Source organism: Ruegeria sp. CDSC068 (genome assembly GCF_059610545.1).
On the sequence record NZ_JBXWNV010000003.1, the window covers coordinates 76499 to 101682 of the forward strand.

The 25184-nt window shown below is 56.1% G+C and carries 25 protein-coding genes and 1 riboswitch; of the genes, 3 read left to right on the forward strand and 22 right to left on the reverse strand.

Annotated features, from left to right (window positions below; translation table 11 throughout):
* Positions 1-2: 2 nt before the first annotated feature.
* The 5 genes from AC2FID_RS07840 to AC2FID_RS07860 all read right to left on the reverse strand — a co-directional run bounded on the left by AC2FID_RS07840 (position 3) and on the right by AC2FID_RS07860 (position 5525).
* On the reverse strand, positions 3-1775 hold the full coding sequence (locus AC2FID_RS07840; protein WP_496836214.1) for a DUF1800 family protein: 1773 nt from the start codon (positions 1773-1775) through the stop codon (positions 3-5).
* A gap of 164 nt (positions 1776-1939) precedes the next feature.
* Complete coding sequence (locus AC2FID_RS07845; protein ID WP_496836215.1) at positions 1940-2371, reverse strand: DUF2141 domain-containing protein; 432 nt, start codon at positions 2369-2371, stop codon at positions 1940-1942.
* 18 nt (positions 2372-2389) lie between these two features.
* Positions 2390-2662, reverse strand: a complete 273-nt coding sequence (locus tag AC2FID_RS07850) for a hypothetical protein (RefSeq protein ID WP_496698000.1) — start codon at positions 2660-2662, stop codon at positions 2390-2392.
* Positions 2663-2832: 170 nt separating this feature from the next.
* On the reverse strand, positions 2833-4251 hold the full coding sequence (locus tag AC2FID_RS07855) for an MFS transporter (protein ID WP_496836217.1): 1419 nt from the start codon (positions 4249-4251) through the stop codon (positions 2833-2835).
* A gap of 209 nt (positions 4252-4460) precedes the next feature.
* Positions 4461-5525: an outer membrane protein transport protein gene (locus AC2FID_RS07860; protein ID WP_496836218.1), complete on the reverse strand. Its 1065-nt coding sequence runs from the start codon at positions 5523-5525 to the stop codon at positions 4461-4463.
* Positions 5526-6271: 746 nt separating this feature from the next.
* On the opposite strand from AC2FID_RS07860, the gene AC2FID_RS07865 reads away from it, so the two are divergent.
* Positions 6272-6883: a TetR/AcrR family transcriptional regulator gene (locus AC2FID_RS07865; RefSeq protein WP_282119335.1), complete on the forward strand. Its 612-nt coding sequence runs from the start codon at positions 6272-6274 to the stop codon at positions 6881-6883.
* A gap of 316 nt (positions 6884-7199) precedes the next feature.
* Here the strand turns inward: AC2FID_RS07865 and AC2FID_RS07870 are convergent, their stop codons facing one another.
* From AC2FID_RS07870 to AC2FID_RS07930, 13 genes are all read right to left on the reverse strand, one after another.
* Entirely contained in the window at positions 7200-9587 is a 2388-nt protein-coding gene (locus tag AC2FID_RS07870; protein WP_496836220.1) for a fatty acid cis/trans isomerase, read from the reverse strand.
* 193 nt (positions 9588-9780) lie between these two features.
* Positions 9781-10038 (reverse strand): hypothetical protein, encoded by a 258-nt coding sequence (locus AC2FID_RS07875; protein ID WP_058276668.1) that lies wholly within the window; start codon positions 10036-10038, stop codon positions 9781-9783.
* Positions 10039-10051: 13 nt separating this feature from the next.
* Positions 10052-10753 (reverse strand): NapC/NirT family cytochrome c, encoded by a 702-nt coding sequence (locus AC2FID_RS07880; protein ID WP_058272027.1) that lies wholly within the window; start codon positions 10751-10753, stop codon positions 10052-10054.
* Between the two features lie 29 nt (positions 10754-10782).
* Complete coding sequence (locus AC2FID_RS07885) at positions 10783-11220, reverse strand: nitrate reductase cytochrome c-type subunit (protein WP_282119339.1); 438 nt, start codon at positions 11218-11220, stop codon at positions 10783-10785.
* Positions 11221-11232: 12 nt separating this feature from the next.
* A complete protein-coding gene (napH, locus tag AC2FID_RS07890) occupies positions 11233-12150 on the reverse strand; it encodes a quinol dehydrogenase ferredoxin subunit NapH (protein WP_496836223.1) in 918 nt (305 codons plus the stop codon).
* On the reverse strand, positions 12147-12965 hold the full coding sequence (napG, locus tag AC2FID_RS07895; protein ID WP_496721492.1) for a ferredoxin-type protein NapG: 819 nt from the start codon (positions 12963-12965) through the stop codon (positions 12147-12149). Before napG ends, napH begins: the two co-directional genes overlap by 4 nt.
* 27 nt (positions 12966-12992) lie before the next feature.
* Entirely contained in the window at positions 12993-15485 is a 2493-nt protein-coding gene (gene napA, locus AC2FID_RS07900; protein ID WP_282151975.1) for a nitrate reductase catalytic subunit NapA, read from the reverse strand.
* Positions 15482-15775 (reverse strand): chaperone NapD, encoded by a 294-nt coding sequence (locus AC2FID_RS07905; protein ID WP_058276663.1) that lies wholly within the window; start codon positions 15773-15775, stop codon positions 15482-15484. Before AC2FID_RS07905 ends, napA begins: the two co-directional genes overlap by 4 nt.
* Positions 15772-16287, reverse strand: coding sequence for a ferredoxin-type protein NapF (locus tag AC2FID_RS07910; RefSeq protein WP_109311108.1), 516 nt, complete (start codon positions 16285-16287; stop codon positions 15772-15774). The genes AC2FID_RS07905 and AC2FID_RS07910 overlap by 4 nt, the downstream gene beginning before the upstream one ends.
* A 149-nt stretch (positions 16288-16436) precedes the next feature.
* Positions 16437-17450, reverse strand: coding sequence for a FecCD family ABC transporter permease (locus tag AC2FID_RS07915; protein ID WP_496836226.1), 1014 nt, complete (start codon positions 17448-17450; stop codon positions 16437-16439).
* Position 17451: 1 nt separating this feature from the next.
* Positions 17452-18402, reverse strand: a complete 951-nt coding sequence (locus AC2FID_RS07920; protein WP_496836227.1) for an ABC transporter substrate-binding protein — start codon at positions 18400-18402, stop codon at positions 17452-17454.
* Positions 18403-18412: 10 nt separating this feature from the next.
* On the reverse strand, positions 18413-19198 hold the full coding sequence (locus AC2FID_RS07925; protein WP_496836228.1) for an ABC transporter ATP-binding protein: 786 nt from the start codon (positions 19196-19198) through the stop codon (positions 18413-18415).
* The gene (locus AC2FID_RS07930; RefSeq protein ID WP_496836229.1) at positions 19195-19551 is read right to left on the reverse strand and encodes a DUF1636 family protein; all 357 of its coding nucleotides are present in this window, start codon (positions 19549-19551) and stop codon (positions 19195-19197) included. Before AC2FID_RS07930 ends, AC2FID_RS07925 begins: the two co-directional genes overlap by 4 nt.
* 101 nt (positions 19552-19652) lie before the next feature.
* Positions 19653-19860, reverse strand: a riboswitch (cobalamin riboswitch).
* A gap of 193 nt (positions 19861-20053) precedes the next feature.
* On the opposite strand from AC2FID_RS07930, the gene AC2FID_RS07935 reads away from it, so the two are divergent.
* Positions 20054-21448 carry a bifunctional enoyl-CoA hydratase/phosphate acetyltransferase gene (locus tag AC2FID_RS07935; RefSeq protein ID WP_496836231.1) on the forward strand — a complete coding sequence of 465 codons (1395 nt, stop codon included), beginning with the start codon at positions 20054-20056 and terminating at the stop codon, positions 21446-21448.
* Complete coding sequence (locus tag AC2FID_RS07940) at positions 21441-22613, forward strand: acetate/propionate family kinase (protein WP_496836233.1); 1173 nt, start codon at positions 21441-21443, stop codon at positions 22611-22613. The genes AC2FID_RS07935 and AC2FID_RS07940 overlap by 8 nt, the downstream gene beginning before the upstream one ends.
* A 3-nt stretch (positions 22614-22616) precedes the next feature.
* On the opposite strand, the gene AC2FID_RS07945 is transcribed toward AC2FID_RS07940, so the two are convergent.
* From AC2FID_RS07945 to AC2FID_RS07960, 4 genes are all read right to left on the reverse strand, one after another.
* Complete coding sequence (locus AC2FID_RS07945; protein ID WP_496836234.1) at positions 22617-23087, reverse strand: phage holin family protein; 471 nt, start codon at positions 23085-23087, stop codon at positions 22617-22619.
* Between the two features lie 10 nt (positions 23088-23097).
* Positions 23098-23373, reverse strand: a complete 276-nt coding sequence (locus tag AC2FID_RS07950; protein ID WP_496721501.1) for a hypothetical protein — start codon at positions 23371-23373, stop codon at positions 23098-23100.
* A 165-nt stretch (positions 23374-23538) separates the two neighbouring features.
* The gene (locus tag AC2FID_RS07955) at positions 23539-24204 is read right to left on the reverse strand and encodes a D-lyxose/D-mannose family sugar isomerase (protein ID WP_496836236.1); all 666 of its coding nucleotides are present in this window, start codon (positions 24202-24204) and stop codon (positions 23539-23541) included.
* 17 nt (positions 24205-24221) lie between these two features.
* Positions 24222-25148, reverse strand: a complete 927-nt coding sequence (locus AC2FID_RS07960) for a carbohydrate kinase family protein (protein WP_496836238.1) — start codon at positions 25146-25148, stop codon at positions 24222-24224.
* Positions 25149-25184 lie beyond the last annotated feature (36 nt).

The following is a 25184-nucleotide window of genomic DNA, read 5'->3' on the forward strand; positions in this document are numbered from 1 at the left end:
GCTCAGGCCTCCTGCACGGTGAATTCTGGGGAAACGGCAATCATGAAGGCGATGGTCTGCACCACCCATTCGGGATTGTCCGCATACTGCACATAGGCTTGCTTGATCCGTTTGCGCACTACGGCATCAGTCCGACCGGTCAATAGGACCGAAATCCGATCTATCAGCTCATCATGACGGCCTCGGTTCTTTGCAATTTTGATCTCTTCGCTCAGATCGAAGCGCAGCGCGTTCTTGGAATTGGCCCATAGCGTATCGGGGTCAAACTCCATCACCATCATCTGCTCGGGACCCGCGCCGATCTGGGTCGAAACCAGCGGGAGATAGCCGCCAAAGAACCAGTAGTAGATGTTGTTGACATAAGCGACCGAGGTTGCGGCCGTGTGCAGCTCAAACTCGGGAGCGCGAAGGCCCATCTTCTGCAATGCGCCATGAGGGGTGAAATCGGGTTTGTAGAAATTGAACACAGTGGGCGCGGACAGTGGATGCATCTGCAGCGCCTCTTGAATGTCATCACCCAGCAGCCACAGCTTGCCGGTCTGGTTATGCACTCCAAACGCAATCAGAACCTGCGTGACGCGATGCAGGGGCGATTTCAGCTTTTGGGACTGTACTACTTTTGTCGGGGATTTGTATGCCGACGGCAGACGTTTAGCGGCAACCTCATTGGTCAATGGGTAGGTCAGGATTGTGCGAACTGCGCTTTTCAAATCTCCGTTTGGGCCAAATGCCTGCGACACCGCTTCGACATAGGCGGGCGAGGGATTGGAGGTGACCAGCCGGTTGATCAGATGGGTTGCGATGAACGGCGCGGTCGAAGGGTGGGCAACCAGTTGGTCGATGGTCGAACGGATTTCTTTTGGGCCGGACTGATCGCCGGGCAAGGTCAGACGACCGTTCAGCAGGGATTTTGCGCCACGGTCGTGAAAGGCTTCTTCCACGATCATCGGTTTGGTCGCGTCAATGAAGGGCACTGTCTTATAGGCCTTTTCGACCCCATCATCGAACTGAACTGGATAACCATTATAGCTGTCTTCCCAGAACGATGTGTTCCACTCGTATTCATAGGCCGCGGGCAGCAAGCCGGTGAAGACCCGAGCCAGTTCCTTGATGTCGCGATTGTCATAGGTCGGGATCGGATCCCCACTGGCATCCAGTTTTTCCGTGCCATCGGGGTTCAGTTCGAACAAGCCAATAGAAAACAGCTGCATGATCTCACGCGCATAGTTTTCATCCGGATGGATGTTCTTGGCCTCGTTCGCCTTTTGATTGGTCATATGCGACAGGTAGATACCCATCATCGGGTGCATCGACACATCGTACAGAAGGTCTGAATAACTGCCGAACGCGTGCTTATAGAGCAGGTCATAGTAATTCGCCATCCCGATGGCATCCAGCTCCAGCGAAGATGCGTCCGAAATAACCAGAATCTCGGACAGCGCCTGCGCAACACGCTGACGCAACAGGTCGTCGCGCTGCGTCAGCGTGTGGTTCCACCAGGCCATGTGGAAATACCATTTATAGGGCAGGGCGGGATTGTTGCCGTCGCCGTTGATCGCCCATTCACCATGAGCGCGCTTCAGGCGCTTCCGAATGCTCTTCCAAATCCTGCGGGTGGATTTTTCGAACGGCCCATTGTTTCCGACCGAGGCGTTCAGCTGATCATCCAACCAGCGTTCCGGGCCGGTCTTGCTGACCTGATGCAGTAACCTCTGATCGGTCCCAAGCGTGGCCTGCATCAAGAATCGACTGGTGTCTTCCAGGGATGACTTCATGGCGGATGGCGGTCCTTTAGATCTGACGACAGCGGCTGCGATTTCAGTAAACTGTCATATGAGACAAAATAAAACTTAGCCCCGCCGTTTCAACCCGAACAATTCGATATCCGCAAAAAATGCCCCGTTTCCGGGGCAGTTGGGGTCAAATTTGAAAGGTAGCTTTAGTTTGCGTAATTCATTTTCAAACCAAGCGATGAGGTATTGCCATCGTATTCAATCGCCGCGTCTTCGAACGCCGGCAACGATCTGACGCCTGCGCCCTTGGAATATGCCCAACCTTCTTGCGGGATCGGCCCTTTCATCTCGAACTGGCCGTTGTCGTTCTGGTCATGATGTATCATGATCGCAAGCTGTCCGGGTTTCTGGTTCTCGAGCGTTCCGGAAACTGTGCTACCTGAGGCGGGGATCTTCGCGTAGCCTACGATTTTCGCCATCTGGCTTTGGTCGAACGCGGTCTTATCGTCAAAGGCCAGGATGTGAAGGACGCCTCCGCGTCCAGAATCGACACCAGAGATATCGATCTGTATATCCCCGGCCGCCGCCTGAGATGCTGCAAGAGCCATAAGGCCAGCGATGAATGCAGTTTTGGTCATTGAGTTTCTCCTGAACAGTTAACCGATGTAAATTCCAAACAGACGCCATGCGAGATCCTGCACGACGTAAAGCAGCCCGAAGGTGAACCACATGATCGTGATGGCGTAGAAAAGCGGCGGGTTTTCTCGGCTGTCGATTGTTTCAATCAAAAAGGCCTGGCCGGTCATGAAGGATGAGGCGGCCCACCACATGAACAGCAACCCCCAGATCGCGTAGACCTGAAACCATGTGGCCAACAGCAAACATAAGAAGATGATCCAAGATAGGGGGTGGGATTTGAGGTATTGCATTGAACTTCTCTATCTGTTTTCGGGGTTTGTGCCCGCATCAAAGTGGGCACGACGATGGGTTACCTATGCCTCAAAAAACTGCGTGGCTTTGAAGAGGCTGTGTAATATTCTGGCTTGCCGCCATTGCTGATCAGTTGAAGTTCCGTCCACGCGGGCGACCTGCCAGCTGTTTAGTCATGGATTGCCTGAAGCTGGTCGAACTGCGCCTTGTCCAACCGGTAGAACATCAGGGCAACAATCGAGGCCATGTATATGACGAGGCTAAGGCAGGCATAGTTCCATCCCAGTGCACGGGTGACCTCGGGGGTAAGGTTCGATTGGTCTGGCGCTTCCGGAAAGCCTACATATGCCAGAAACATTCCTGAGATCGCTAACCCGCCAGCCGTGCCCGCCTTAAGCACGAATGTGATGACCGATGTGATGATCCCTTCGTTCTGGAAACCGTTCTGGCTGATACCCAATTCAACGACGTCCGCGGTCATCGACGTCAGCAGAGATGTGGTCCAGACAATCAGGATGATTTGCAGAATGCCGTGAACAAACAGCAACCAGATCAGAAGTTCGGTGCCATTTGCAGGGAAGAACCCGATTTCACGCAGCACGTAAGGGGCGACACCGACAATTGCCGAGAGGATCGACAAGTATATGGCGCTCGATTTTTTGTCGCCGGATCCTGCGATAGGTTTCAGGGTTACGCCCGCTATCAAAGCACCGATCAGGTTGGCCATCAGGATCAGAGCTATTTGGTCATTGTTCAGCTCCCAAAAGAACGAGGTCAGGTAGGTCCACAAAGCTGCTCCGATCCCAGCGCCCACCGCGAAAACCGCCGAGCTGACAAAGATGGCAAGTAATGCAGGCAGCTTGAACGCCGCGAAAAACTGTCTGAAAAACCCAGAGATGCTGTAGGTCGCCACATGCGAAATATCCAGCATTCTATTCTGCCATTTGCGCGTGCCCAAGGCGGTGACAGTGATAGCCAGCGCTATGAGGATTGCACCGACAAGGCCTGCTTCCTGATAGCCGGCCTGGTTGAGGATGCCGTAAGGCATCGTGTCGGTCGGAACCAACCAGATCACATACATCGCGATGACCATGATCTGACCGGCAATCCAGGTGACCGAGACCTTGAGGCCAGACAACATGGTTCGTCCGCCATAGTCCTTGGTCAACTCTGGCACCATCGCGTTGTGTGGAACGTCAAACAACGTCATCGCCGTCCGCAGAAGGATCGTTGTGATCAGCAGGAACCAGAACAGCTGGGTCTCTGAGGTCAGTGCTGCAGGTGGGTTCCAAATTAACCAGAAAAGGAGCGCGACAGGTATAACCGCCGCGTAGATGAACGGGTGGCGCTTGCCGGCCCGAGAGCGCGTGTTATCCGACAAGTAACCGACAACAGGATCGGACACAGCGTCGAACATCAGAGCAATGAAAAGCGCAAACCCCACCGTCTCGGCCGGAAGGCCGATGACCAGATTGTAGTAGATAAGCAGGAAAAAGCTCAGCCCGTTCGACAAGATGCCGTTGGCTATGCCGCCCGCCCCGTAAAACAGCTGCATGCTGACCGGTGGGCTTTCAGTACTGGTATTCATATTCTCCTCCGGATTTTCTTGCAGCAAGACGGTGAGTGATCGATCACTCAAAGCAGATCACAAGGATCGTTTATTGTCAAAGGTGTTAGATAAAGGTACCTAACGACCGCGTTTGAGAAGCAAATGACCGCCGAAGCAACAGGCAACAAGCAGGGGCCATTCGCGTAGTGGAGTGCAAATCCCGATCGCGTCCGCGGTCGGGTGCTTGATCAGAAGTTATGCGACAGGCTCACACGTACAGCGGTGCCGGAAACATCCCGGATCTGCAGGCCCGCGTCAGGTTCGTTCACATCGCCAAGCGTGCCATACGTGACATCAACCAGAATTCGGGTCTGACCAATCGAGTGAACGGCACCCAGCGTGATACCTTTGCCGCCGCCTTCGTAGTCAAAGCCAACAAAACCGCCTTCAGGTTCAGAGCGGGACAGAATGCCGTAGAAATACCATTTCGGGTTCAGCAGGTAGCCGACGCCAATTTGGTAGTCGACCGAATTTTCCGCAAATTCCGCAAGCGGACCGCCGAGGGCCGGAGACTCCACGCTGACGTCATCCCAGTTTCTCCAACGGACCGACCCGAAGGCGCCCCAAGGGCCGCTGATTGAACTTTGTACGTTCAGGGCGACTGTCTGAGGAGTGGTCAGTTGCGTGGTCACGTCAGCTGGAGCAAGAGGTTGCAGCTGTTCGACGCCGTCCAGATCGTGTTTGATCTCCGAGTAATAGGTAAGGTCGGCGCGAAACGCGAGCGACGGGATCTCATACGCAGCGCCCACGAGGAAGCCAGGATTGAAATCCCCTTCGGAGTCCAGCGAGTAGCTAAGTGAAGGATTGATCAAGGCGCCGCTGAAGTCGTTCAACTTTTCAAAGCGCACCCCAGCAAAGGCACTGAAATTTTCATTGAACTTGTACCGCGCCATCAGCGCGACTTCCGTGCCGCGATACCGGACGTTGGTGCCAGCAGACGGAGCACCCGTACCGGTTGGGTATAGTAGCTTATAGTTGACCGAATTGAACCCGTGGATTGCGACTGCCCATTTGTCGCCTACATCCTGTTTGTAAGCCAGGGACAGGCCGCTAATGCTGGGTGTAACATTACCTGTTGGCTGTCCGAACTCAGTGCCTTCGGTTTTTGAATCGGCCCATCCTCCGGTGATTTCGACATAACGGCCTTGCTCAAAAAGGAACCGGTTTACCGATGGGAACCCCTCGATTCCGCCGGCAAATGCTGGGCTTGAAATCAAGCCCGCGCCCAATGCCAATGTTGCAATTTTCTTCATACTTCCCTCCCTTTCCTCGGCTTTGTGTCCTTAATTGTGCCGAGGGGACCTGATGTGACCGTGGCGCTAAGGCGCGGCGGCCTGTTGAAAGCGCCGTGGTTTGCGCATGGTCGTGCAACCATCGAATGACGTGTCTTCAAATGGTTGCGTTTCCGGCTTGTGAAACTGTTTGTGGTGCAGCAGGGAGGCGCGCAGCGTGAGGCCGTCGCAATTAGGTGCGATGGCGGAACGTTGCCTTCCGTTTGAATGCAATGCCTCGACCCTGATGTGGGCCGCTTTGCAGCAGGCAATACCAATTGGTTCGGCAAACAAGCCGATTGCGCGATTTTTCATAGTCCCTGTCGTGTATTGCAGCCCAGTCTTAGGCCGGGTTTTGATCTGGTTATTGCGGTGCGAGTATCCCCGGGCTGACACCTCCTCGTTGTTTAGATGTTTTAATTGGCACGCTCCTCTTGGGTTTGCGCCGCGTTACCGAACAACTGTCTTGCACGAACTTCATCAATGACCCGAATGTGCTCTGGATTGGTCATGGATCTGCCCCTGCTGTTTACCCGTCGACTTGTTGTTTGTCTGATATGACAGTTATTTGTTGCACATAGCAAACCACTTTTCAATACGTTTGTATTGTACGGAGGAATTGGAATAATATTTCGCGGCAAACGTTGTATTTTCAGGGCTTTGATCCAGTTCCCACAAACACCAGGGTTCCGCTCACACTTTTGCGGGATTTGCGCTAGGAAAGGCAGATGACGCGAAATTTGACAGAGAATCGGGCCCAGCAGCGCGACAGGAACCGAGAACAGAAGCGACGGGAACTTGCCGAGAACGCGATTGCGACAATTGCGCGTGCTGGATATGCCAATACCACTTTGCGGGATATCGCGGCCTCTACCGGCGTATCGCTGGGCAAAATACAGTATTATTTTCCCGAAAAAGAGGGATTGTTGTTGTATTGCGTAGATCTGTCGGTCGACCGGTTCACGTCACAGCTGAACGAAATTCTTGATGCAGAACTCATCCCGCGCGAGGCGCGCAGCGCCTATATCGATCTGTTTGCCCATTCGATCATCAACTATGCGCATCTGCACAGGCTTTGGTATGATATCCGCAATCAGGCTATGTTCGATGGTTTGCTCAGGCCGCGAGTAGCTGACGTCGAGGCCCGGTATATCGCAATTTGTGACGAGCTTGGAAAGAAGTTTGCGATCAATGATGTGCGTGGTGTGGACATCTATGTGATGCTGGACGGCGCCTACCGGTATTACATTCAGCAAAGCATTGCCGGGATGCCACTCACCGCGGAGGACATCGCGCGGCACTTAAAACGCATTATAGGCTACCTGACGGGTGAAAAGTAAGTTGCGGACCAATATTCCGCCATCTCGCTATTCGCTTGCCGAGGTGTATATTTCGTTCTGTTTCCGCTCGGGTTACAGACAAGGTTTCCCGCCGATTATCTAGGGCTGACGGAGCTCTTGCAGGCAGTATAATGTCATGCCAGAAAATAAAGTAAACGAGGCGGCATCGGCTTTTGAAAATGCCGTAACAACCGCGTTTGCTGTGCTTACCGCTACTTCAGTTTGGCTCAATGACGTGGCCTAGGTATTAGGCTTTCTTTCTGCGTCGAGTTGATAAAATGCGAATGATCAGACGCCCCTTTTTCAATGGGCGGACTTAGTTGTTTTCAGGATCGCTATCGGATCGAGGGTCCTTATACCGGTTCAGGTCCAGCACGCCTGCCTGAACGGGGTCGCTTGCCAGAAACATAGTCATCACCTGATCGCTGGTTTCCCAAAACCCCGGGCTTGTCCTGCGCAGGCCATAAGTGGTTACGAAATCGAGCCATTCGGTCTGCGACCGCACTGATTTGAGGTCGGTTGCAAAAGACGCCAGCTGGGCTTCCTGAAGTCGAAAGTAGAAATTTGGATAGCTTCCGATCACCCCCGGAAGGATGGTCAGCACGTCGGCTTGCGGATTCCTGCGATCTTTTTCTTCAAACAAGAACGCCACATTGTAATGGGCCTTGTCGTGGAGCAGCGAATAGAGAGACGTGGAACCATCTTCGTTGTCCACCAAAAGCAGAGAAACATCTGAAAGATACCTGACCCAATCGCCGGTTTCATTCGCAATGTCGCGCAAGTTGTTCACAACTTCTGCATTGCCATTCGAGCAGGCGGCCCCATTGCATCTGTTGATCGTGTCCTCGACAGCCCAAAGTCCGTTGCCGCGATTTAGAAGTTCCACGAGGAATTCCTGCTTTGGCGTGTCCGTTTTAAAATCTATGCCAGTCGGAAAACTGTCATCGACACGGCGCCGGTGCCAATACGTGTGCAGTTGGGCCAGAGCTCCTTGGTACCAGGTCTTGTGCATCCTTTGCCTGTCGCCGCGCGGCATGAAGTTCAGGAAAGTGTCCTCACTCTCCATCCGCAGCTCGTCCATGTATAACCGGGTTGAAAGCTGGTGTTCGAGCCGACCGAAAACATCAAAACCGGCGACCAAGTCGTAATAGATACGTTCGAACACCGGATAATCGATAACCCATGCGGTTTCGGGGATGCCGCCGTGGAACCCGGCCATAGCAGAGGCATTGTCGAAATGCCGAAACACGGTAATCAGCGCCTGGGGATTGGTGCCCTCGCCATCCCAGATTGCGTCATATCCAAACCCGTTTTTGTGCGCCGCGCTGTTGCGATATCGGGCATCCCGAAACTCAAGGTATTTGATCTGGTTTTCATGGGACATTCCCTGAATGCCCCCCAAGAACCCTATATCTGCAGTACCCACCGGCAATTCCAGAAAGGCCGCTCCGTCCGCCAAAAAGCTGGGGTCTGTGACGGACAGATCGGCATCCGGATCAAGGAAACTGACCCAGAACCGATCTTCAATCACGTCAACAGCGGTTTCGCCGTGACAGACCGGTCCGCGGATGAAGCTGCGCACATAAAACAACGCATCGTCCAAAAGAAACTGATAACGGCTGCGGGCCGGTATGTTGGCAAAGGTGCTGAAGGGGTTGCCGCCTTCGTCTTCTCCGTACGCAGGCAAGTCGGTGACGGACCAGGCCGGATCAAGGAATAGCTGCTGGTATCGCGCCAGACGATCCGGACCAAAACTATAGACCAGATGATCTTTGTGCACGATCGTTTCGTCGAATGCCTGCAGGCGATAGTAGAACGGCCTTGGGCCGGGACTATCGAAGGGACGGCGTGTCGCGATGATCTCAATCTTTGATCCTGGCGGGCTGGCGGACCGCACCAGCTGAAAAAACTGTCTTGGATTGTCGGATGGAAAGTGGAGACGCGCCAGAAACAGATGTTCGTATACATATCTGCTCATCAATTGATGGCGCAGGTCGGGCACGTTCAGAAAGGCCTCCCAATTTGTGATCTGATCCTGAATGTCCTGAGGGATTTGTGGTGTGGCCGATGGCAAGGGCGCACCATTTTTAAGCCATGACATGAGGGTTTGGTATTCTTGCTCACTCAGTGGGGCTGTGGCGTAGGGCATTCCCGCCCTTGGGTTTTCCGTGCTGAAGGCGTCGAATTCCTGCGTTGTAGGGCAGGTCAAGGGGCGATCAATCGACAAACCAAGCTGGGTTGGGACAGGTGCGTTAGGCGTCAAACGGGCTTGCCTGCCGAGGTTAAGGGAGCGCTCTAACACCGACCTGCCCGTGCCGGTCACCTCGGATGACGGAAGAACGGGAAAAAAACCAAGATCCCGCCACCCGGGAATTGTGTGCGCGTCGATGCCAAGCCGTGTTGGTTGCGCATCTTTTAGTCGTTCGGAGTGGTAGACCGCCTCTTTACTGGCGCCGCGCAAAAGGCCGGCAGGGGATGTCAGCTTGAGTTGGCAGGGCGCGTCGTAGCAGCTGTGGCACACCACACAGCGGTGGTTCAGGATATCCTGCACGTTGGCCCAGTCTGCATTTTCCAGCCTATCGTCATTGGTCGCACTGGGCGCTGCTGCATCTGACTGGGCCAAACCCTGATCAGCAAGCAAAAATGCAATCGAAGCCGCTAAAACACGGGTGATAAAACACCAATCTTGTAATGTTCGCAGCATAGATGCCCCCGTCTGAATGGTTTGTTTTCATTGACCATCACGCCAAGCCCAAAGGCCTTAACAGGGTTATACTACTGAATTGATATCGTTTGTCGCGTTTCCTGAACTTTTACGTTGAGGCAACGCTGGGTTGTTTGCCGCAGTTTCACATGCGGCAAAGTAAATGTAATTGGATCTTAGATTGCCAATAGTGTCAGACCGTTGCCCCCTTGATGCGTATGGCCGATCCCACGCTACCAGCGCAAAGGCCAATGCCAATTGCGACCAACAGCTCAAATGTATCGACCGCGGCAAATGAACCATGAGCGAATACGAAGGTTGCCAACACCCCGACAATGCCCCCCATCAATGCGCCCAGCCAAACGCGGCGTGTCATCATTCCCAAGGCCAGCCCAAGGATACCCGGCAGACTGATGACGTTGGCCCCGATTGTTCCCAGAATTTCCAGCATTTCGTGTCCCTTTTTAGTCTGCCCGAGTACTCAGGAATGACTTGATGTCATCGCCGTCAGCTGCGGCCTGTTGTTGCAACGAACCCTGCGCTTTGCTGGCCAAGGTTTCGGTCACTTCCTGATACCGCTCCTGATAGCCGGGTGGCAGGCTATGGGCGATGCCCTGGTGGCAATCGATACAGGTCATGTTTTCATCAATGGCGCGTTGGTGCTCAGAGGCAGCGCGCGTTTCCTGCAACGTGAAATCCATATAGTCGAAGTTGTGGCAATTCCGGCATTCGCGACTGTCGGAGGCCTTCATCTTCTTCCAGACGGCGGTCGCCATGCTCAGACGGTGCTCTTCGTATTTCTCGGGTGTACTAATCGTGCCTGCCAGCTCGTGATAGACGTCCTTGACCGCCATGATCTTGGCTTTGATCTTGTGGTTCCATTCATGCGGCACATGGCAATCGGAACAGATGGCCCGCACACCGGAGTGGTTGTTGTAGTGGATCGTCTCACGATACTCGCCCAGATTAGTCTCCATCGTATGGCACGAGGTACAGAACTCCTCGGTATTCGTCAGCTCAAGCGTCCAGTGGAACCCGCCCCAGAACAGGATTCCAGCCAGAAAACCCGCAAGGATCAGAAAGCCCGAGCTAAAGGCAACCGCCGGGGTCCAGATCCAGTTCCAGATGCGGCCAATCCACCCGCGTTTTTCAGGAGAGTCTGCCATGTTGGTGCTCCTTTCATTCTTGCGTTGGATTAATTGCCCGAGGACGGTTGAAAGACGTTGTCAACCAATGGCGGTGCGTCTGCTTGTGGCACGTGGCATTGGTTGCAGAAATAACGTGTGCCTGCGATGTGATCCAACTCGTTGCCGTCGCGATCCAGATAGTGTGTCATCGACAATGTCGGGGCGTTGCGTTCACCGGCTTTGGTCCAGTCGTGGCAGGACAAGCACTGATTTGTGCGCGTGTCGATCTGGTATTGCTCGACCGAGTGCGGGATCAGCGGCGGTTGTTGGCGATAGTTGCGCTGCATGCGCCCTTCGACGTTCTTGTGGATCTGTTCCAGAGGGATCAGTTCATCCACATCGGCACCCCGCAGGGATTCTACCTGAGCTGATTGCGCAAGGGCGAATCCGCCCAAGAGCAAAACGGGGATAAGGGCTATAAGGCCTGTTCGGGTTGGCTTGTTCATCTTGGCACTCCCTCAGATAGGTCTGGCTGCGCGCGGATCGGGCGCGGGAACTGGATCAGTAGGTGCGGCGACCTTGTCGTCGAACCGGTGAGTAAATTTGAAGACGTCGACGGCGCACACGTCGATGCAACGACCGCAGGCGGTGCAGTCAGGGGAAAGGATCAGTGGTGTGGAACCCGACTTACCCTTCAGCGCAGGAGATATGACCTGATTTTCTGGGCAAACGGCATAGCAATCCATGCAATCATCGCAGGCTATCCGGTTCGGGGCGCTGACCCGCAGCAAACCTTTGGCACCAATCAGGCCGTAAAATGCGCCAACCGGACAGATGTGACCGCACCAACCGTGCCGCGAAACGAACAGGTCGAACACGAAGATGGCAATGATCATGGCCCACACGAACCCCGCGCCGAAAATCAGCCCGCGATGCAGCATGGTTATCGGGTTGACCAGCTCCCATGCGATCACGCCTGTAACGCCCGAGACGATTAGGACGGTGGCCAATATCCAAAGGCGGGTGCTGCGCTTGGGCTGCCAGCCTTTCGGCAGGTCCAAACGTCTGTGCAACCAGTTGGCTGCGTCGGTGACTGGGTTGATCGGACAAACCCATGAACAATAGACGCGCCCGCCAATCAGAGCGTAAGCGGCGAGAACGATCACTCCGCCGATCAGGGCCGTCAATTCCGGCCAATGCCCAGCGATCACGCTTTGCAGCAGGATAAGCGGGTCGGTCAGCGGCAGCACGCCCAGTGTCAAAGATCCCGCAAGCGTGCCTTGAACGATCCAGATGCCGAACCACGGTCCCAGAAGAAACACAGCCAGAAAGAGCAACTGGCTTGCGCGGCGCAGCAGCAGGTATTTGTGGGCGCGCACCCAACCTTTTTCTTCGATGGCCTCCATTCCGGCCGGCATATGTGTGCGTGCACTCATTGTCCGACCCCCGGCAAATCGTATGCTGGTGCGAACCCGCCCGGTGCGGCAAGGTTGTCGGTGCCCGGTCCGGGCAGACGGTCCGGCAGATCGATGAGGCCTTCAACAAGGGGACCGCCTTTGGCCTCTTTTTCTTCCCAGCCTTTGCGGTAGTGATCGGCACTGCTGCCGCGGGCCAAGCGCGCAGGCAGGACCTTGATCGCGGCCTCGGGCAGAACGCAACTTTTCTCGCACATGCCGCAGCCTGTGCAGTGGTCCGCATGAACGGTTGGGATAAACATTGCGTGGTGGCCCGAACGTTCGTTATGGGCCGTTTCCAGCGTGATTGCCTCATCAATCACGGGGCAGACGCGATAGCAGACATCGCAGCGCAGGCCGAGGAAGTTCAGGCAGTTCTCCTGATCGACAAGGACGGCAACACCCATCTTGGCATCATCAATATTGTCGAGGGCCGGATCCAATGCACCGGTGGGGCAGGCGGCCACGCAAGGGATGTCGTCACACATTTCACAAGGCACATCCCGCGCTGTGAAATAGGGCGTCCCTGTAGCAACCGCATCCACGCCCAATTCCGCCAGTTTCAATGTGTCGTAAGGGCAATCCCGCACGCAAAGCCCGCAGCGAATGCAAGCGGACAGAAACGCCTCTTCCGGTAGCGCGCCGGGGGGGCGCAACGCTTCGGCCGGCAACGCGCGGGCATCGCGGGCAAGCCATGCCAACAATGACCCGGCGACCACACAGCCGCCCGACGCACGCGCCGCATCCTGCAGGAAGCGACGCCGTTGCGGCGAAAGAGGTTTACCTTCAAAGGGCATGGGGACGGCCTTTGCCTCGCTTGTCCGTTACGCGCGCTCGACCTTACAGGCGCATTTCTTGTAGTCGGTCTCTTTCGACAGCGGGCAAGTCGCGTCCAGCGTCAGCTTGTTGGTCAGCTGATGCTCGTCGAACCATGGCATAAAGACCAATCCGCGTGGCACCTTGTTGCGGCCGCGCGTTTCAACCCGGCTGGTCACCTCGCCCCTGCGGGTGGAGAGTACGATCTCTTGCCCACGGCGCAGACCGCGATCCTTGGCGTCCTCCGGGTGCATGTAGACAACGGCTGACGGAAACGCGCGATGCAGTTCGGGCACGCGGCGGGTCATCGAGCCTGAATGCCAGTGTTCCAGCACACGACCGGTGGATAGCCACAGATCGAATTCCTCATCCGGTTCCTCGGCGGCGGGCTCATAGGGGGCAAAGATGATCTTGGCCTTGCCGTCCTCGTAGCCGTAGAACTTAACGTCTGCGCCTTCCGGCACATACGGATCATACCCTTCGCGGAAGCGATAGAGTGTTTCCTTGCCGTCGACGACAGGCCAGCGCATGCCACGGGCCTCGTGATACATCTCGAACGGAGCAAGGTCGTGCGCGTGGCCGCGTCCGAAATCGGCATATTCTTCAAACAGACCTTTCTGAACGTAGAAGCCGAAATGCTCCGCGTCGTCGTTGTGGAACCCTTCCGCCGTTTCCGACAGCGGGAACTGGTCGACCTTACCGTTGGCATAAAGCACGTCATACATGGTCTTGCCGCGATGCTCGGGCATCTTGGCCAGCAGCTCTTCGCCCCAGACCTCTTCGATGGTAAAACGTTTCGCGAATTCCATCAGCTGCCACAGGTCCGACTTGGCCTCACCCGGTGCCTGCACCTGTTGACGCCAGAATTGCGTACGGCGTTCGGCGTTGCCATAGGCGCCTTCTTTCTCAACCCACATGGCCGTGGGAAGGATCAAGTCGGCCGAAACTGCGGTGACAGTTGGGTAAGGATCCGAGACTGTGATGAAGTTTTCCGGGTTACGGTAACCAGGATAGCCTTCTTCGTTGATGTTGGGCGCGGCTTGCATATTGTTGTTGCACTGGACCCAATAGGCATTCAGTTCGCCGTCCTTCAGTTTGCGGTGCTGCAACACGGCGTGGAAGCCGGGCTTGGGCGGGATAGTGCCCTCGGGGATGTTCCATGCGGTTTCGCAGATTTCGCGGTGCTTATCACTCGTAACAACCATGTCCGCCGGCAGACGGTGGGCAAAGGTCCCCACCTCACGCGCCGTACCACAGGCCGACGGTTGACCCGTCAGCGAGAACGGTGAGTTTCCGGGTTCGGAAATCTTTCCCACCAGCAAGTGCACGTTATACATCAGCGAATTCACCCAGGACCCACGGGTGTGCTGGTTGAAGCCCATGGTCCACAAGCTCATCACTTTACGGTTCGGGTCGGCATATTGCTGGGCCAGTTTCTCCAGCTTGTCTGCAGGGACACCAGACAGTTCAGAGGTATATTCCAGCGTGTAGGGCGCGACGGCTTCGGCGTATTCTTCGAAACTGATCGGATCCATCTTGCCCGAGTTCGGATTTTCGGCTTCTTGCTGCAGTGCGTTGGTGTCGCGCAGGCCATAGCCGATATCGGTGGCGGTTTTGGTGATGTTGACGTGCTTCTTGACGAAGTCTTCGTTTACCGCGCCATTTTGAATGATGTAGTTGGCGATGTAGTTCAGGATCGCCAGATCGGTCTGCGGTTCAAAAACGATGCCGTTGTCCGCCAGTTCAAACGAGCGATGCTCAAACGTCGACAGTACATGCACTTCGCAATCCGGTTTGGTCAGACGTGTATCGGTGAGGCGCGACCACAGGATCGGGTGCATCTCGGCCATGTTCGAACCCCACAGAACGAACGTGTCCGCGTGCTCAAAATCGTCATAGCAGCCCATCGGCTCATCAATGCCGAACGTCCGCATGAAGCCCACAACGGCTGATGCCATGCAGTGCCGTGCGTTGGGGTCGATATTGTTGGACCGGAACCCGGCTTTCATCAGTTTGGAGGCCGCATAGCCTTCCCAAACCGTCCATTGACCGGAACCAAACATGCCGACACTGGTCGGGCCTTTCTTGGCCAGCGCCTCTTTCCATTTTGCGGCCATGACATCGAACGCTTCGTCCCAGCTTACCGGCTCGAATTCACCGTTTTTGTCGTATTCGCCATTGGTCTTGCGTAGCAAAGGTGTAGTCAGTCGATCCTTGCCGTACATAATCTTGGACAGGAAATAACCCTTGATACAGTTCAGCCCCCGGTTCACCGGCGCGTCGGGGTCGCCTTGCGTCGCAACGACACGACCTTCTTTGGTGCCAACCAGAACAGAGCAGCCTGTACCACAGAACCGGCAAGCCGCCTTGTCCCACCGGATGTCTGGCGCTCCGGCCTGGGCATTGGCTTGACCGGCCGCCAACGGAATACCAGCGGCTGACGCCGTTGCTGCGGCCGCAGAGGCCTTGAGAAAAGTCCGACGGGATTCAGAATGTGTCATTGCGTGGGCCTCCGGCTGGTGGTTGGGCTTGGGGCATCGGGCTGCGGATGGGCGTCCGCGAGATCCTCGAAATGGTGATAAGTCAGGGTCAAAGAGATGACGCCTGGGATCTGGTGCAGATCCATGATGGTTTCGGATGCAAGACGGGTTGGAGTGTCTTCGACGACGACAACAAATCGGCCATCTTCCGTTTCAGCGTGAATTTCGACACCCGGCGTGCCCTTCATCACGCGCGCTGCTGCGCTCGTGTGATCAGGTGCGACATGGGCGAGACAACCGCAGATGTTCATTGAGTAGCTTCCATTTGTGGTTGAGGTTGGCGTTCCAGCGCAATGGCATCGGCGGGACATAAACTTGGGCAAATCCCGCAGCCGTTGCATGTATCAAGGTCAAGCACCGGCTCTGCGCGGCCGCCGGTCATCAGTTTGAAACGGATCGCGCTTTGTTCGCAATTGTCCTGACAGATGCGGCAACTGATGCCGTTCATAGATAGGCAGGTGTCCGCTGTAAGCGCGGCGCGCCATGGCCAATCTGGCAAACGGTCAATCGATATCGCTTCGGTTGGACAAATACGGGCGCAGTCACCGCAGAAGGTGCAGGGATTGTCAGTGGGCTGGAAGCGGGGATATCCATCTGTCCCGATGACGATCGCATCTTCGGGGCAAGTATCTGCGCAATCACCACATTTACTGCATGTTTCAACAAAGCACAGCTCAACCGAGCCCGGAGGTCTGGCGATATTGCCGTCCTCTGGTCTGATCTTTGCGCTTAGAAACGCGCGTCGGCTGGTCAGTTGTTGCATTGCATGCGACCTGGCTACACTCGATTCCTGTAATCGAGTGTATCGCATACCGTGATCTGTGGGGGCCTTTTTTGATTTAGGTCATTTGGCCTGTTAAATATTAGTCATTTAGGAAACTTTAATTTTTTTGCCGAAGCGACCCTTTGAGATCATCTGCGAGGGCGCGCGGTTCGGATTAGTAGAAGAAAAACAAAAACCGATCCCAGCGATGTCGTGACAATCCCAACAGGCAGCTCTTGCGGGGCAAGCAACAGACGGCTCAGGATATCCGAGCCTGTAAGCAAAGCTGCTCCGACAATGGCGGCGGTAGGCACAAGCTGGCTGTGCAAAGGCCCCGCGATACCGCGTGCGATGTGGGGAACCATCAAGCCGACAAAACCGATCACACCCGCGACGGACACAAATACAGCGGTTGCAAGAGCTGCGACGAAGAACATTCGGAACCGTAAGCCTTGAACGGGCACACCCAGGGTGGCGGCCGTCAAATCACCAGTCAGCAGTGCATCAAGCCAGCGGCTACGGTACATTGCATAGGCGAGGATCAATGCTAAACCTGCGCAGACCAGCGGGAATGTCTCCCACCGGGCAAGACCCAAACCCCCAAGCATCCAGAAGATAACCGAATGGGCCGCGCGGCTGTCGCCTGCGAAAATCAGATAATTGGTAATAGCTGAAAACAAAAACGAAACCGCGAGCCCCGCGAGGATCAGTTTTTCGGGCGCGCTTGTGCGCAGCCCATGAACCAAAGCCAGCACAATACCTGATGCGACAAGCCCTCCGAAAAACGCGGCCAGTGGCAGGGTCCAAAAGCCCAGCACATCTCCGGTTACTGTAATGACAAAGACAGCTCCCGCTGCAGCGCCAGAGGACAGGCCGAACAGAAACGGGTCCGCCAGATCGTTGCGTGTGGTGGTTTGCAGGACAACGCCGACGATGCCCAGCCCGGCACCGATCACGGCGGCAAACAGCGCGCGTGGTAAGCGCAGGTCAAACACGATGCGGTGGAGCGGAGACATGTCCCCTTCCACTATTCCCGTGCCCAACAAGACACCGGCCAGTGCGTCAGAGGCTGGAATGGATGTGGTCCCGTAGACCGTCGAGGTTAGCAAAAGGGCGGCCAATACAGCCGCCCCCAGCAAGAGTGTAAGGCCAAGTCGGCCCATATCAGTTCAGGCCCGGGTGCATGGCTTTGGCCATTTTCGAAATTGCTTCGATATTTGCCGGTCCGGGTGTCAGTTCCTCGTAGCGCAGACCAATCCAGCGTTCGTTCTTGACCGCATCCGTCTGAGACATCACGGGATGGTCCTGCAGGAACTTGAAGGTATCTGCGGCGCCATTTCCAGTTTGATAATCAAGTAAAACCAGGAATTCCGGGTTCGAAGCGGCAACAGCCTCCCACGAGGAACGTCCCCAGCTGGTGTCCATGTCATGGGTGACGTTCTCGCCGCCAGCGGCAGCAATCATCGCGTCAGGAATGGCAAACTTACCAGCCGTAAACGGGGCATCGGCGGGACCGTCCAGCAGGAAAACGCGGGGCTTCGGCAGGTCGGCTGTCTGTGTTTGAATCGCGGACAGTTCCTCTTTCCAGCCGGAAACCAGCTCTTCTGCCTTGTCTTCAACGTGCATTACTTTGCCCAAGCGAAGGACGTCGGTGAACAGCAAATCCATGCTGGCTTCGGGACGATCCTTATCCAGGTGTACGCAGCTTTCCGTCAGGATCATCGTTTTGATGCCAAACGGCGCAAGCGTGTCGGGGGTCACGTCACCGCCCGGCTTCATCCCATAGTACCAGCCCGCAAAGAAAAGGTCGGGTTCGACAGCGACCAGATTTTCAACTGTCGGGTACTTAGGCGCAAGTTCCGGGATGTCGCCGCGCAGTGTGTCAAACTCGGGGCTGGTTTTGTACCAGCCAGTGATGCCCGTCAGGCCAACGACCTTGTCCTGCAAACCCAGCGCAAAGGCCATGTCGGTCATGTTCATGTCGTGTACGACCAGCCGCTCGGGCTGAGTTTCAAACACCAGCGGCTCGCCGCAATTGTCGACGGTGATCTCGCGCGCTGTTGCGGCACTTGCAATGCCAGTGATCAGTGCAGCGCACCAGAGAGTTTTGTTCATGTTATTTTTCCTAGTTTGAGGTAGTGGTTCTTCGGATATCCAGTGCCGGGATCATGCGGCCTTCGTGCTGAAAGCTAAGAAAATCGACACCAAACGTTTCACGGACCCTTTCGGGTGTCAGCACTTCGTGCACGGGGCCGAAACCGGTCAGACGCGTGGATTTCATCAACGCGACATGGGTCGCGAATTCCGGGATCATGACCAGATCATGGACGATCATGACCACCGTAATGCCCAGCTCGGCGACCAGCGACAGCATGCGTCCCTTGGCGTCCGGGTCCAGATGGTTCGTCGGCTCATCCAGGAACAAAAGCGACGGGTTTTGCGCCAGCGCCCTTGCGATATGAGCGCGCTGGCGTTCCCCGCCGGATAACACGGCCATCCGCTTGTCGGCGAGGGCGACGAGTCCGGTCAGCTTCAGGATGCGGTCCAATTCCAAGGCGTGCTCAGCCGCAGATCGATCGGCGCGGATGGGGATTTGCCCAAGGGCCACGTAGTCGCGCAGAAACAAACGCCCGTCCGGCGATTCCTGCTGACTGACCACGGCGATCATTCGGGCGCGGTCCATCGCCGAAAGCTGCCGAAGGCTGCGCCCCTTTACCAAAACGTCCCCCAGAACAATCTCTTCGCCGCCGCACAAAAGATTCAGCAGCGTTGTCTTACCCGCACCGTTTGGGCCGGCAATTGCCAGAGTGGCCCCTTCATTCAGTTCGAAATTGATGTTTTGCAGCAGTACGTCGCCGTTCAGGGCGTAAAACTCCAGCCCGCGCGCCTCAAGGAAAGCTCCGCAGGTCATGCGCTTGTCTCCAGCTTCAGCCGTGGCAGGCGCGCCAGGGTCTTTTCAAGAAGGGCAGGCGGGCGCTGCGTTGCGTTGGTCCACCCATCCGCGCTGCGAAGGTATTGATGTGCAAATTCGGCCAAAGCATCCACGTCCTCAGCCGATTGGATATCACCGAAAAGGTACTGCGCTTTGTCGAATGCCTGAAACCCGACGGCTGTGGGACGACCGCAACCGGCCATGCAGGAAACGCTTTGGATGTCAAAACTGGATGGAAGCTTGCTTGCAAGCGCAGCGCGCAATGAATCCGCCCGGTCAGAACCCTCGCAGGTCTCGCAAATCAGAAGGAAGTGATCAGGACTGATCGACATGGCCCACTCCGCCTGTTGCCAAGCGCGGACAGAAGGTGCCAATCATGTCATCACGTCTTAGACGTGTCATAAAGCCTCCTTCCAGGACGCCCCGCCCCGGGTTGGTTGAACATCGGATGGTAGGTCTCCTGACTTGCGGGTCGTGGCTTGGCCATCCTTCCCGACCCATTTGGGGTCAGTGGGTATTTGGCGTCGCTCACCGCTTACAGTTGCGGGGGCAGTCACGGACTTGGCGCTTGTTGGCAACCTCACCGTATTCCCTTTTCATCCCTTGGCGAACCATAGGGAACCATCGTGGGTGATGCTTGCCCGAGTTCCGATTTTGGGTCAAGCGATAATACTCAGCGCCCCACGCACAGAGGTCATTTGTCATTTGCCCACGATCTGACTACGCTGCGTCGCAGAAATGTAGGGACAAAGGTGGATATGCTCTGGTTCCGGAGGGGCCGCACATCCAATGTTTAAAACGACGAACACGCATTCGTAAACAAAGCCGGTCGAGATGAAAATTCAAGAAAACAGAACCTATTCTCAACTGAAGGTAGGCGACAAGGCGCAGGTCACCCGATTGTGCACCGTGGACGACTTGTACGCGTTTGCCTCGGCTTCGGGTGATCACAACCCGCTGAATCTGGCGGCCTATGACGGAGATGGAGATGGACACCCCGAGGCTGTCGCGCCCGCCTTGTGGCCCGCGGGTCTGGTGGCTGCAGTCATTGGAAACATCTTACCGGGGGCCGGTACGCAAACACGTCGGGCGGACCTGAGTTTTCATGCTCCGGTTATGGCGGGCGAAGAACTGACCGCCTTTGTGGCTGTTACCGAAAAGCGTGAAGACGGCGATCTGACCTGTTCCGCCGAAGTGCGCCGGGTCGGGGATAACGCATTGATCCTAAGCGGTACCGTACAGGTCACGCCACCGTCGCGGCATTTGACCTTCGACTCGGTCGAGGTGCCGGGACTGATCGTTCAGCGTCACCGGCATTTCGACGCTTTGTTGGAAAAGGCACGTCCTCTGGACCCGATGCCCACAGCGATCGTCGCCCCGGAAGAGCCGAATTCGCTAGGCGGGGCATTACTCGCGTTGGAAAACGGCATCATTACTCCGATTTTGGTTGGCGACCCGGACAAAATCACCGCCGCTGCCGCCCAGCTTGGGGCCGATTTGTCCGGAGCTGAAATCATTGAAGCGCGAGGCCACGAAGTGGCTGCCCAACGCGCGGTCGGGCTTGTCGTTGAAGGTAAGGCCCGGATGCTGATGAAAGGTCACTTGCACACAGATGTCTTGTTACGCGCCGTTCTGCGCCGTGAAAAAGGCCTGAGAACCGGGCGGCGGCTGTCGCATGTGTTCGTGATGGACGTGCCAGGCATGTCTCGACCCATCATGGTTACAGATGCGGCGGTGAATATCGCACCGGATCTCGAAACCAAGGCCGATATCGTTCAGAACGCCATCCATCTTGCGCATTCTATTGGCATCGAGATGCCCAAGGTTGGCGTCTTATCAGCGGTTGAGACCATCAACCCGCATTTACCGTCGTCTGTCGATGCCGCGCTGTTGTCGAAAATGGCCGAGCGTGGACAGATCACCGGCGGACTGGTCGATGGTCCCTTGGCCATGGACAACGCGGTTGATCTGAACGCGGCGCGGACAAAAGGCATTACCTCACCAGTCGCGGGGGTCGCAGACATTCTGGTTGTTCCGAATATCGAAGCCGGCAACATGGTAGCCAAACAGCTGACATATATCTCTCATGCCGAGGCTGCCGGCGTTGTGATAGGTGCTGCGGCACCGATTATCCTGACATCTCGGGCAGATGATGATGCTTCGCGGCTGGCGTCTTGTGCTGTCGCGGCGCTGCATGCAATTGCGAATGAAGGCAAAATCCATGGCTGAACATGTTTTGGCGCTGAATGCCGGGTCGTCCTCGTTGAAATTCGCGCTTTACGAACTGGTCGAGGACCGACGTCCCAGTATGCGCTGGCGCGGTCAAATCGAGCGGTTGGGGGATGCCCCACGCCTGTTGGCCCAATCGGCAGGGGGGCGGTCTGTCGACCGTCAGCTGTCTGGGGCTAAGACCCATGACGAGGCCATCAGCGCGTTTCTTGAACTTACCCGCGAATACCTGCCGGACATTTACGTCCGGGCCGTGGGCCACCGCGTCGTTCACGGCGGACCAGTCTATTCGGAACCTGTCGTGGTGGACGAGCACGTCTTTGATACGCTAAGCGGTTTCATTCCCTTCGCGCCTTTGCACCAACCCTACAGCCTTGCGGGTATCAAGGCGGCCGCGGCAGCCTTTCCGGGTACCACCCAGATTGCGTGCTTCGATACCGCGTTTCACAGGACACACCCTTGGGTGAATGATACCTTCGCATTGCCTCAAAGATTCTACGAAAAGGGCGTTCGCAGATACGGGTTTCACGGGCTGAGCTATGACTACGTCTCGCAAAAGCTGAAAGAAATTGCGCCGGGTTTGTACGACGGCCGCGTCGTCATTGCGCATTTGGGAAATGGCGCGTCGATGTGTGCGGTGTCGGGTGGCCGGGCCGTGGCCTCGACCATGGGATTTTCGGCGCTCGACGGTCTGCCCATGGGCACCCGCAGCGGGCAATTGGACCCGGGGGTCGTGCTTTACATGATGCAGCAAGAAGGGATGGAGGCAGACGAAATCGCTGAGCTTCTCTATCGAAAGTCCGGCTTGCTTGGCCTGTCCGGCATGTCCTCGGACATGCGCACCCTGTTGGCTGCTGACACTCCGGACGCGCGCAAGGCGATTGAGTATTATGTCTTCCGCATCCGCCGTGAACTGGGCGCCTTGTCTGCCGCACTGGAAGGCATCGACGCTTTGGTCTTTACCGGCGGCATCGGTGAAAATGCCGCCCGTATCCGTCAGATGGTCTGCGAAGGGATGCGCTGGATCGGCATTGATATGGATCCGAACCAAAATGCCGACAACGCTACGGTTCTGTCCACTGATTTCAGCCGGGTACGTATTCTGGCTATTCCCACGAACGAAGAGATGGTGATCGCGCGTGCAGCGGCCAGAATGGCAGAATAACTCCTAATCCGGTTTGTTTTTTCCACGCCGCGCGTATCTGAGCAGAACGCCTAGAACCGTGCTGATAATATCGGGTGACAGCATCCCGATCGGATCGCGCTTTAGGCCGACGATTGTGTTGCGCGCTTCGGCGAAGTTGTCCCGGACTTCGTCCTCGATGTCGTACAGCGCCATATCCCGCAATTCGACGGCAGCCGAAGTGTCACTTTCGGCGGTCATGGAATTTGCGACCAGTGCGAGGATCACGGCCAGAACAAGGTTCACCCCGGCCACTATGATCGCGGCCAGAGACTTTGACATGGTCTCGGACAGCCAAAAGAACCCGGCGACGTTCAGCATGATTACTGCAAGCCCAACGGCTAACCCGGCAGCAGCGTAAAAGCCTGTGCGTTTTGCCGCGACGGACAGTTGCCTTTGAGCAATAAGACGCTCGGCTCGCAGGATGATCGAAATGTTGCGTGAAATGCGGTTCATGTTCGGGCTCCTACCGGGAACGGCCTAGAAGATAGCCAAGTGTGAAAATCCCAAGGGCGAATAGGATCGGCCTTTTATGTGGAAACTCCTCAAGCTCTGTCATGACTTCTTCTAGTTGCGTTGACCACTCATCCAAGCTTTCGACAATTCCGTCCGTCATCGATTTGTGCGGATCAGCTTGTTTGCCGCTGTTCGAATCTGAGGTGCCTTCTCGTGCGCTGGATTGTTCGGCCAATTGACGCCGCAACTCTGCGACTTCGGCTTCTAGCTGTGCTTTGGTTACCATCACTTGGGTCCTTCGATGGTCGCGCAAAAATCAGGCTCGCGACTTTTTCCTTTGTCGAGGGCCATGTTAATTCGATTTTTTGAATTCGGGAAAGGGTGTTATCCCGATGCAGCGATCAGCACCCGGCCCGGATGTGATCAAGCCTGCGCACGCGCTATCCGTTTATCAATAGTCCGATACCAGCAAGAAATCGGGCTTTGTGTTTTCTTCAATCGTTGCAAAGCGCGGAATGGGATCCTCGAACACATTATCGGTCCGGTCATCGTTGACAGTTGACACTTCGCCAATCAGGCAGTCGCCCTGTTCCGCCCAGAATGCGTGCCAGATACCCGGCATCAGGGTTACACTCTGACCGGGTTTCAGCCGCAGCAACTCACCAGGTTGGATGGTGACAGGGCAGTTGTCACTGGGAACAACCGCCGGGTTATCTCGGTCGATACCGCCTTCAGGGTCCGAGGCATAAATCTCCATGACCAGATCGCCGCCGCCCCGGTTGATGATGTCTTCGGCCTTGATGATGTGGCGATGCATCGGGGAGAGTTGTTTGTCCCGAGAAACCAAAAGCTTTTCTGCGTAAAGCATCCCGCGACCTTTGTTCAGATCCTGCACATCGCCATTGCGCAGGGTAAAAAGGAACAGGCCGAGCTCATCAAACCGGCCTTGACCATAGTCGGTAATATCCCACCCGAGGCCGCGGTCACGGATGCCTTGTGCCTGTGCGCTGCGCATTTGTTCCGGCGACCAGTTGGCAAACGGGGGCAGGACGGCCCCGAACGAGCGTATGAAGGCTTCGGCTTCGGTTTTAATGTCGTTGATATCTGATCTTTTCATCTCGGTCCCTCAGGGGGTCAAAGTTCATGCGCCCAGGGCGGGTTTGCGCCAGCGCGGGAAACGGTGATGGCGGCGACGTCTGCGCCCTTGGCTAACGCCGCGCGCAAGTCGTCCGGGCCTAACGTCCGCAGATTGGCCTTGGTCAATCGACCTGCACGGTCCAACTCAGCCAGAACGCCGGCGTTGAACGTGTCACCGGCACCCACCGTATCGACCACCTCGACCGCTTTGACAGGCACCGAAGTTTCGGACCTGTCCGCCAGATATCCCGACGCCCCATCACTGCCGCGCGTTACGATAACCACGGAAGGTCCTGCTTGCAGGAGTAGTGGGACTTTCTCGGCCAGTGTTTCAGGGCCCGGAACAATCCAGTCCAAGTCTTCGTCCGAGACTTTCACGATGTCAGATTGAGCGATCATACGGTTCAATCGTGTACGATACCGTAATTGATCCTTGATAAACCCGGGTCGGATGTTTGGGTCCAGCATGACCGCCCGATCTGATCCGTGACGCTCTAGCAGGGCTGCGTAGGCGTCCGCGCACGGTTCACTTGCAAGACTGATCCCACCAAAATACAAGGCGGATACAGTAGGCAGCTGTTTTGGCATGTCCTCAGGCATCAACATGCGCCCAGCCGAGTTTTCGTCGACAAAGCTGTAGGTGGCGTGGCCGTCCACTAGCTGCACAAAGGCCAGTGTCGTGGGGCGATCCGATTGGATCACATGGCTTGCTTCCACATGGCTGGCTTGCAGCGCGTCTGCCAGTTGCTGTCCGAACATATCTGTCGATAAGCCTGTCAACAGACCCGCCGGCGCGCCCAGCCGACCCAAAGCAATGGCTGTGTTGAAGACGGCACCACCGGAATGGGGCACGAAACCGCGCGAACCCGAGACGGTCGGCTCGGCGATCATGTCGATAAGGGCTTCACCGCAGCACAGAATCATGCCGTGGTCCTTTCTGTAACAGGGTCAGGCGGCCAG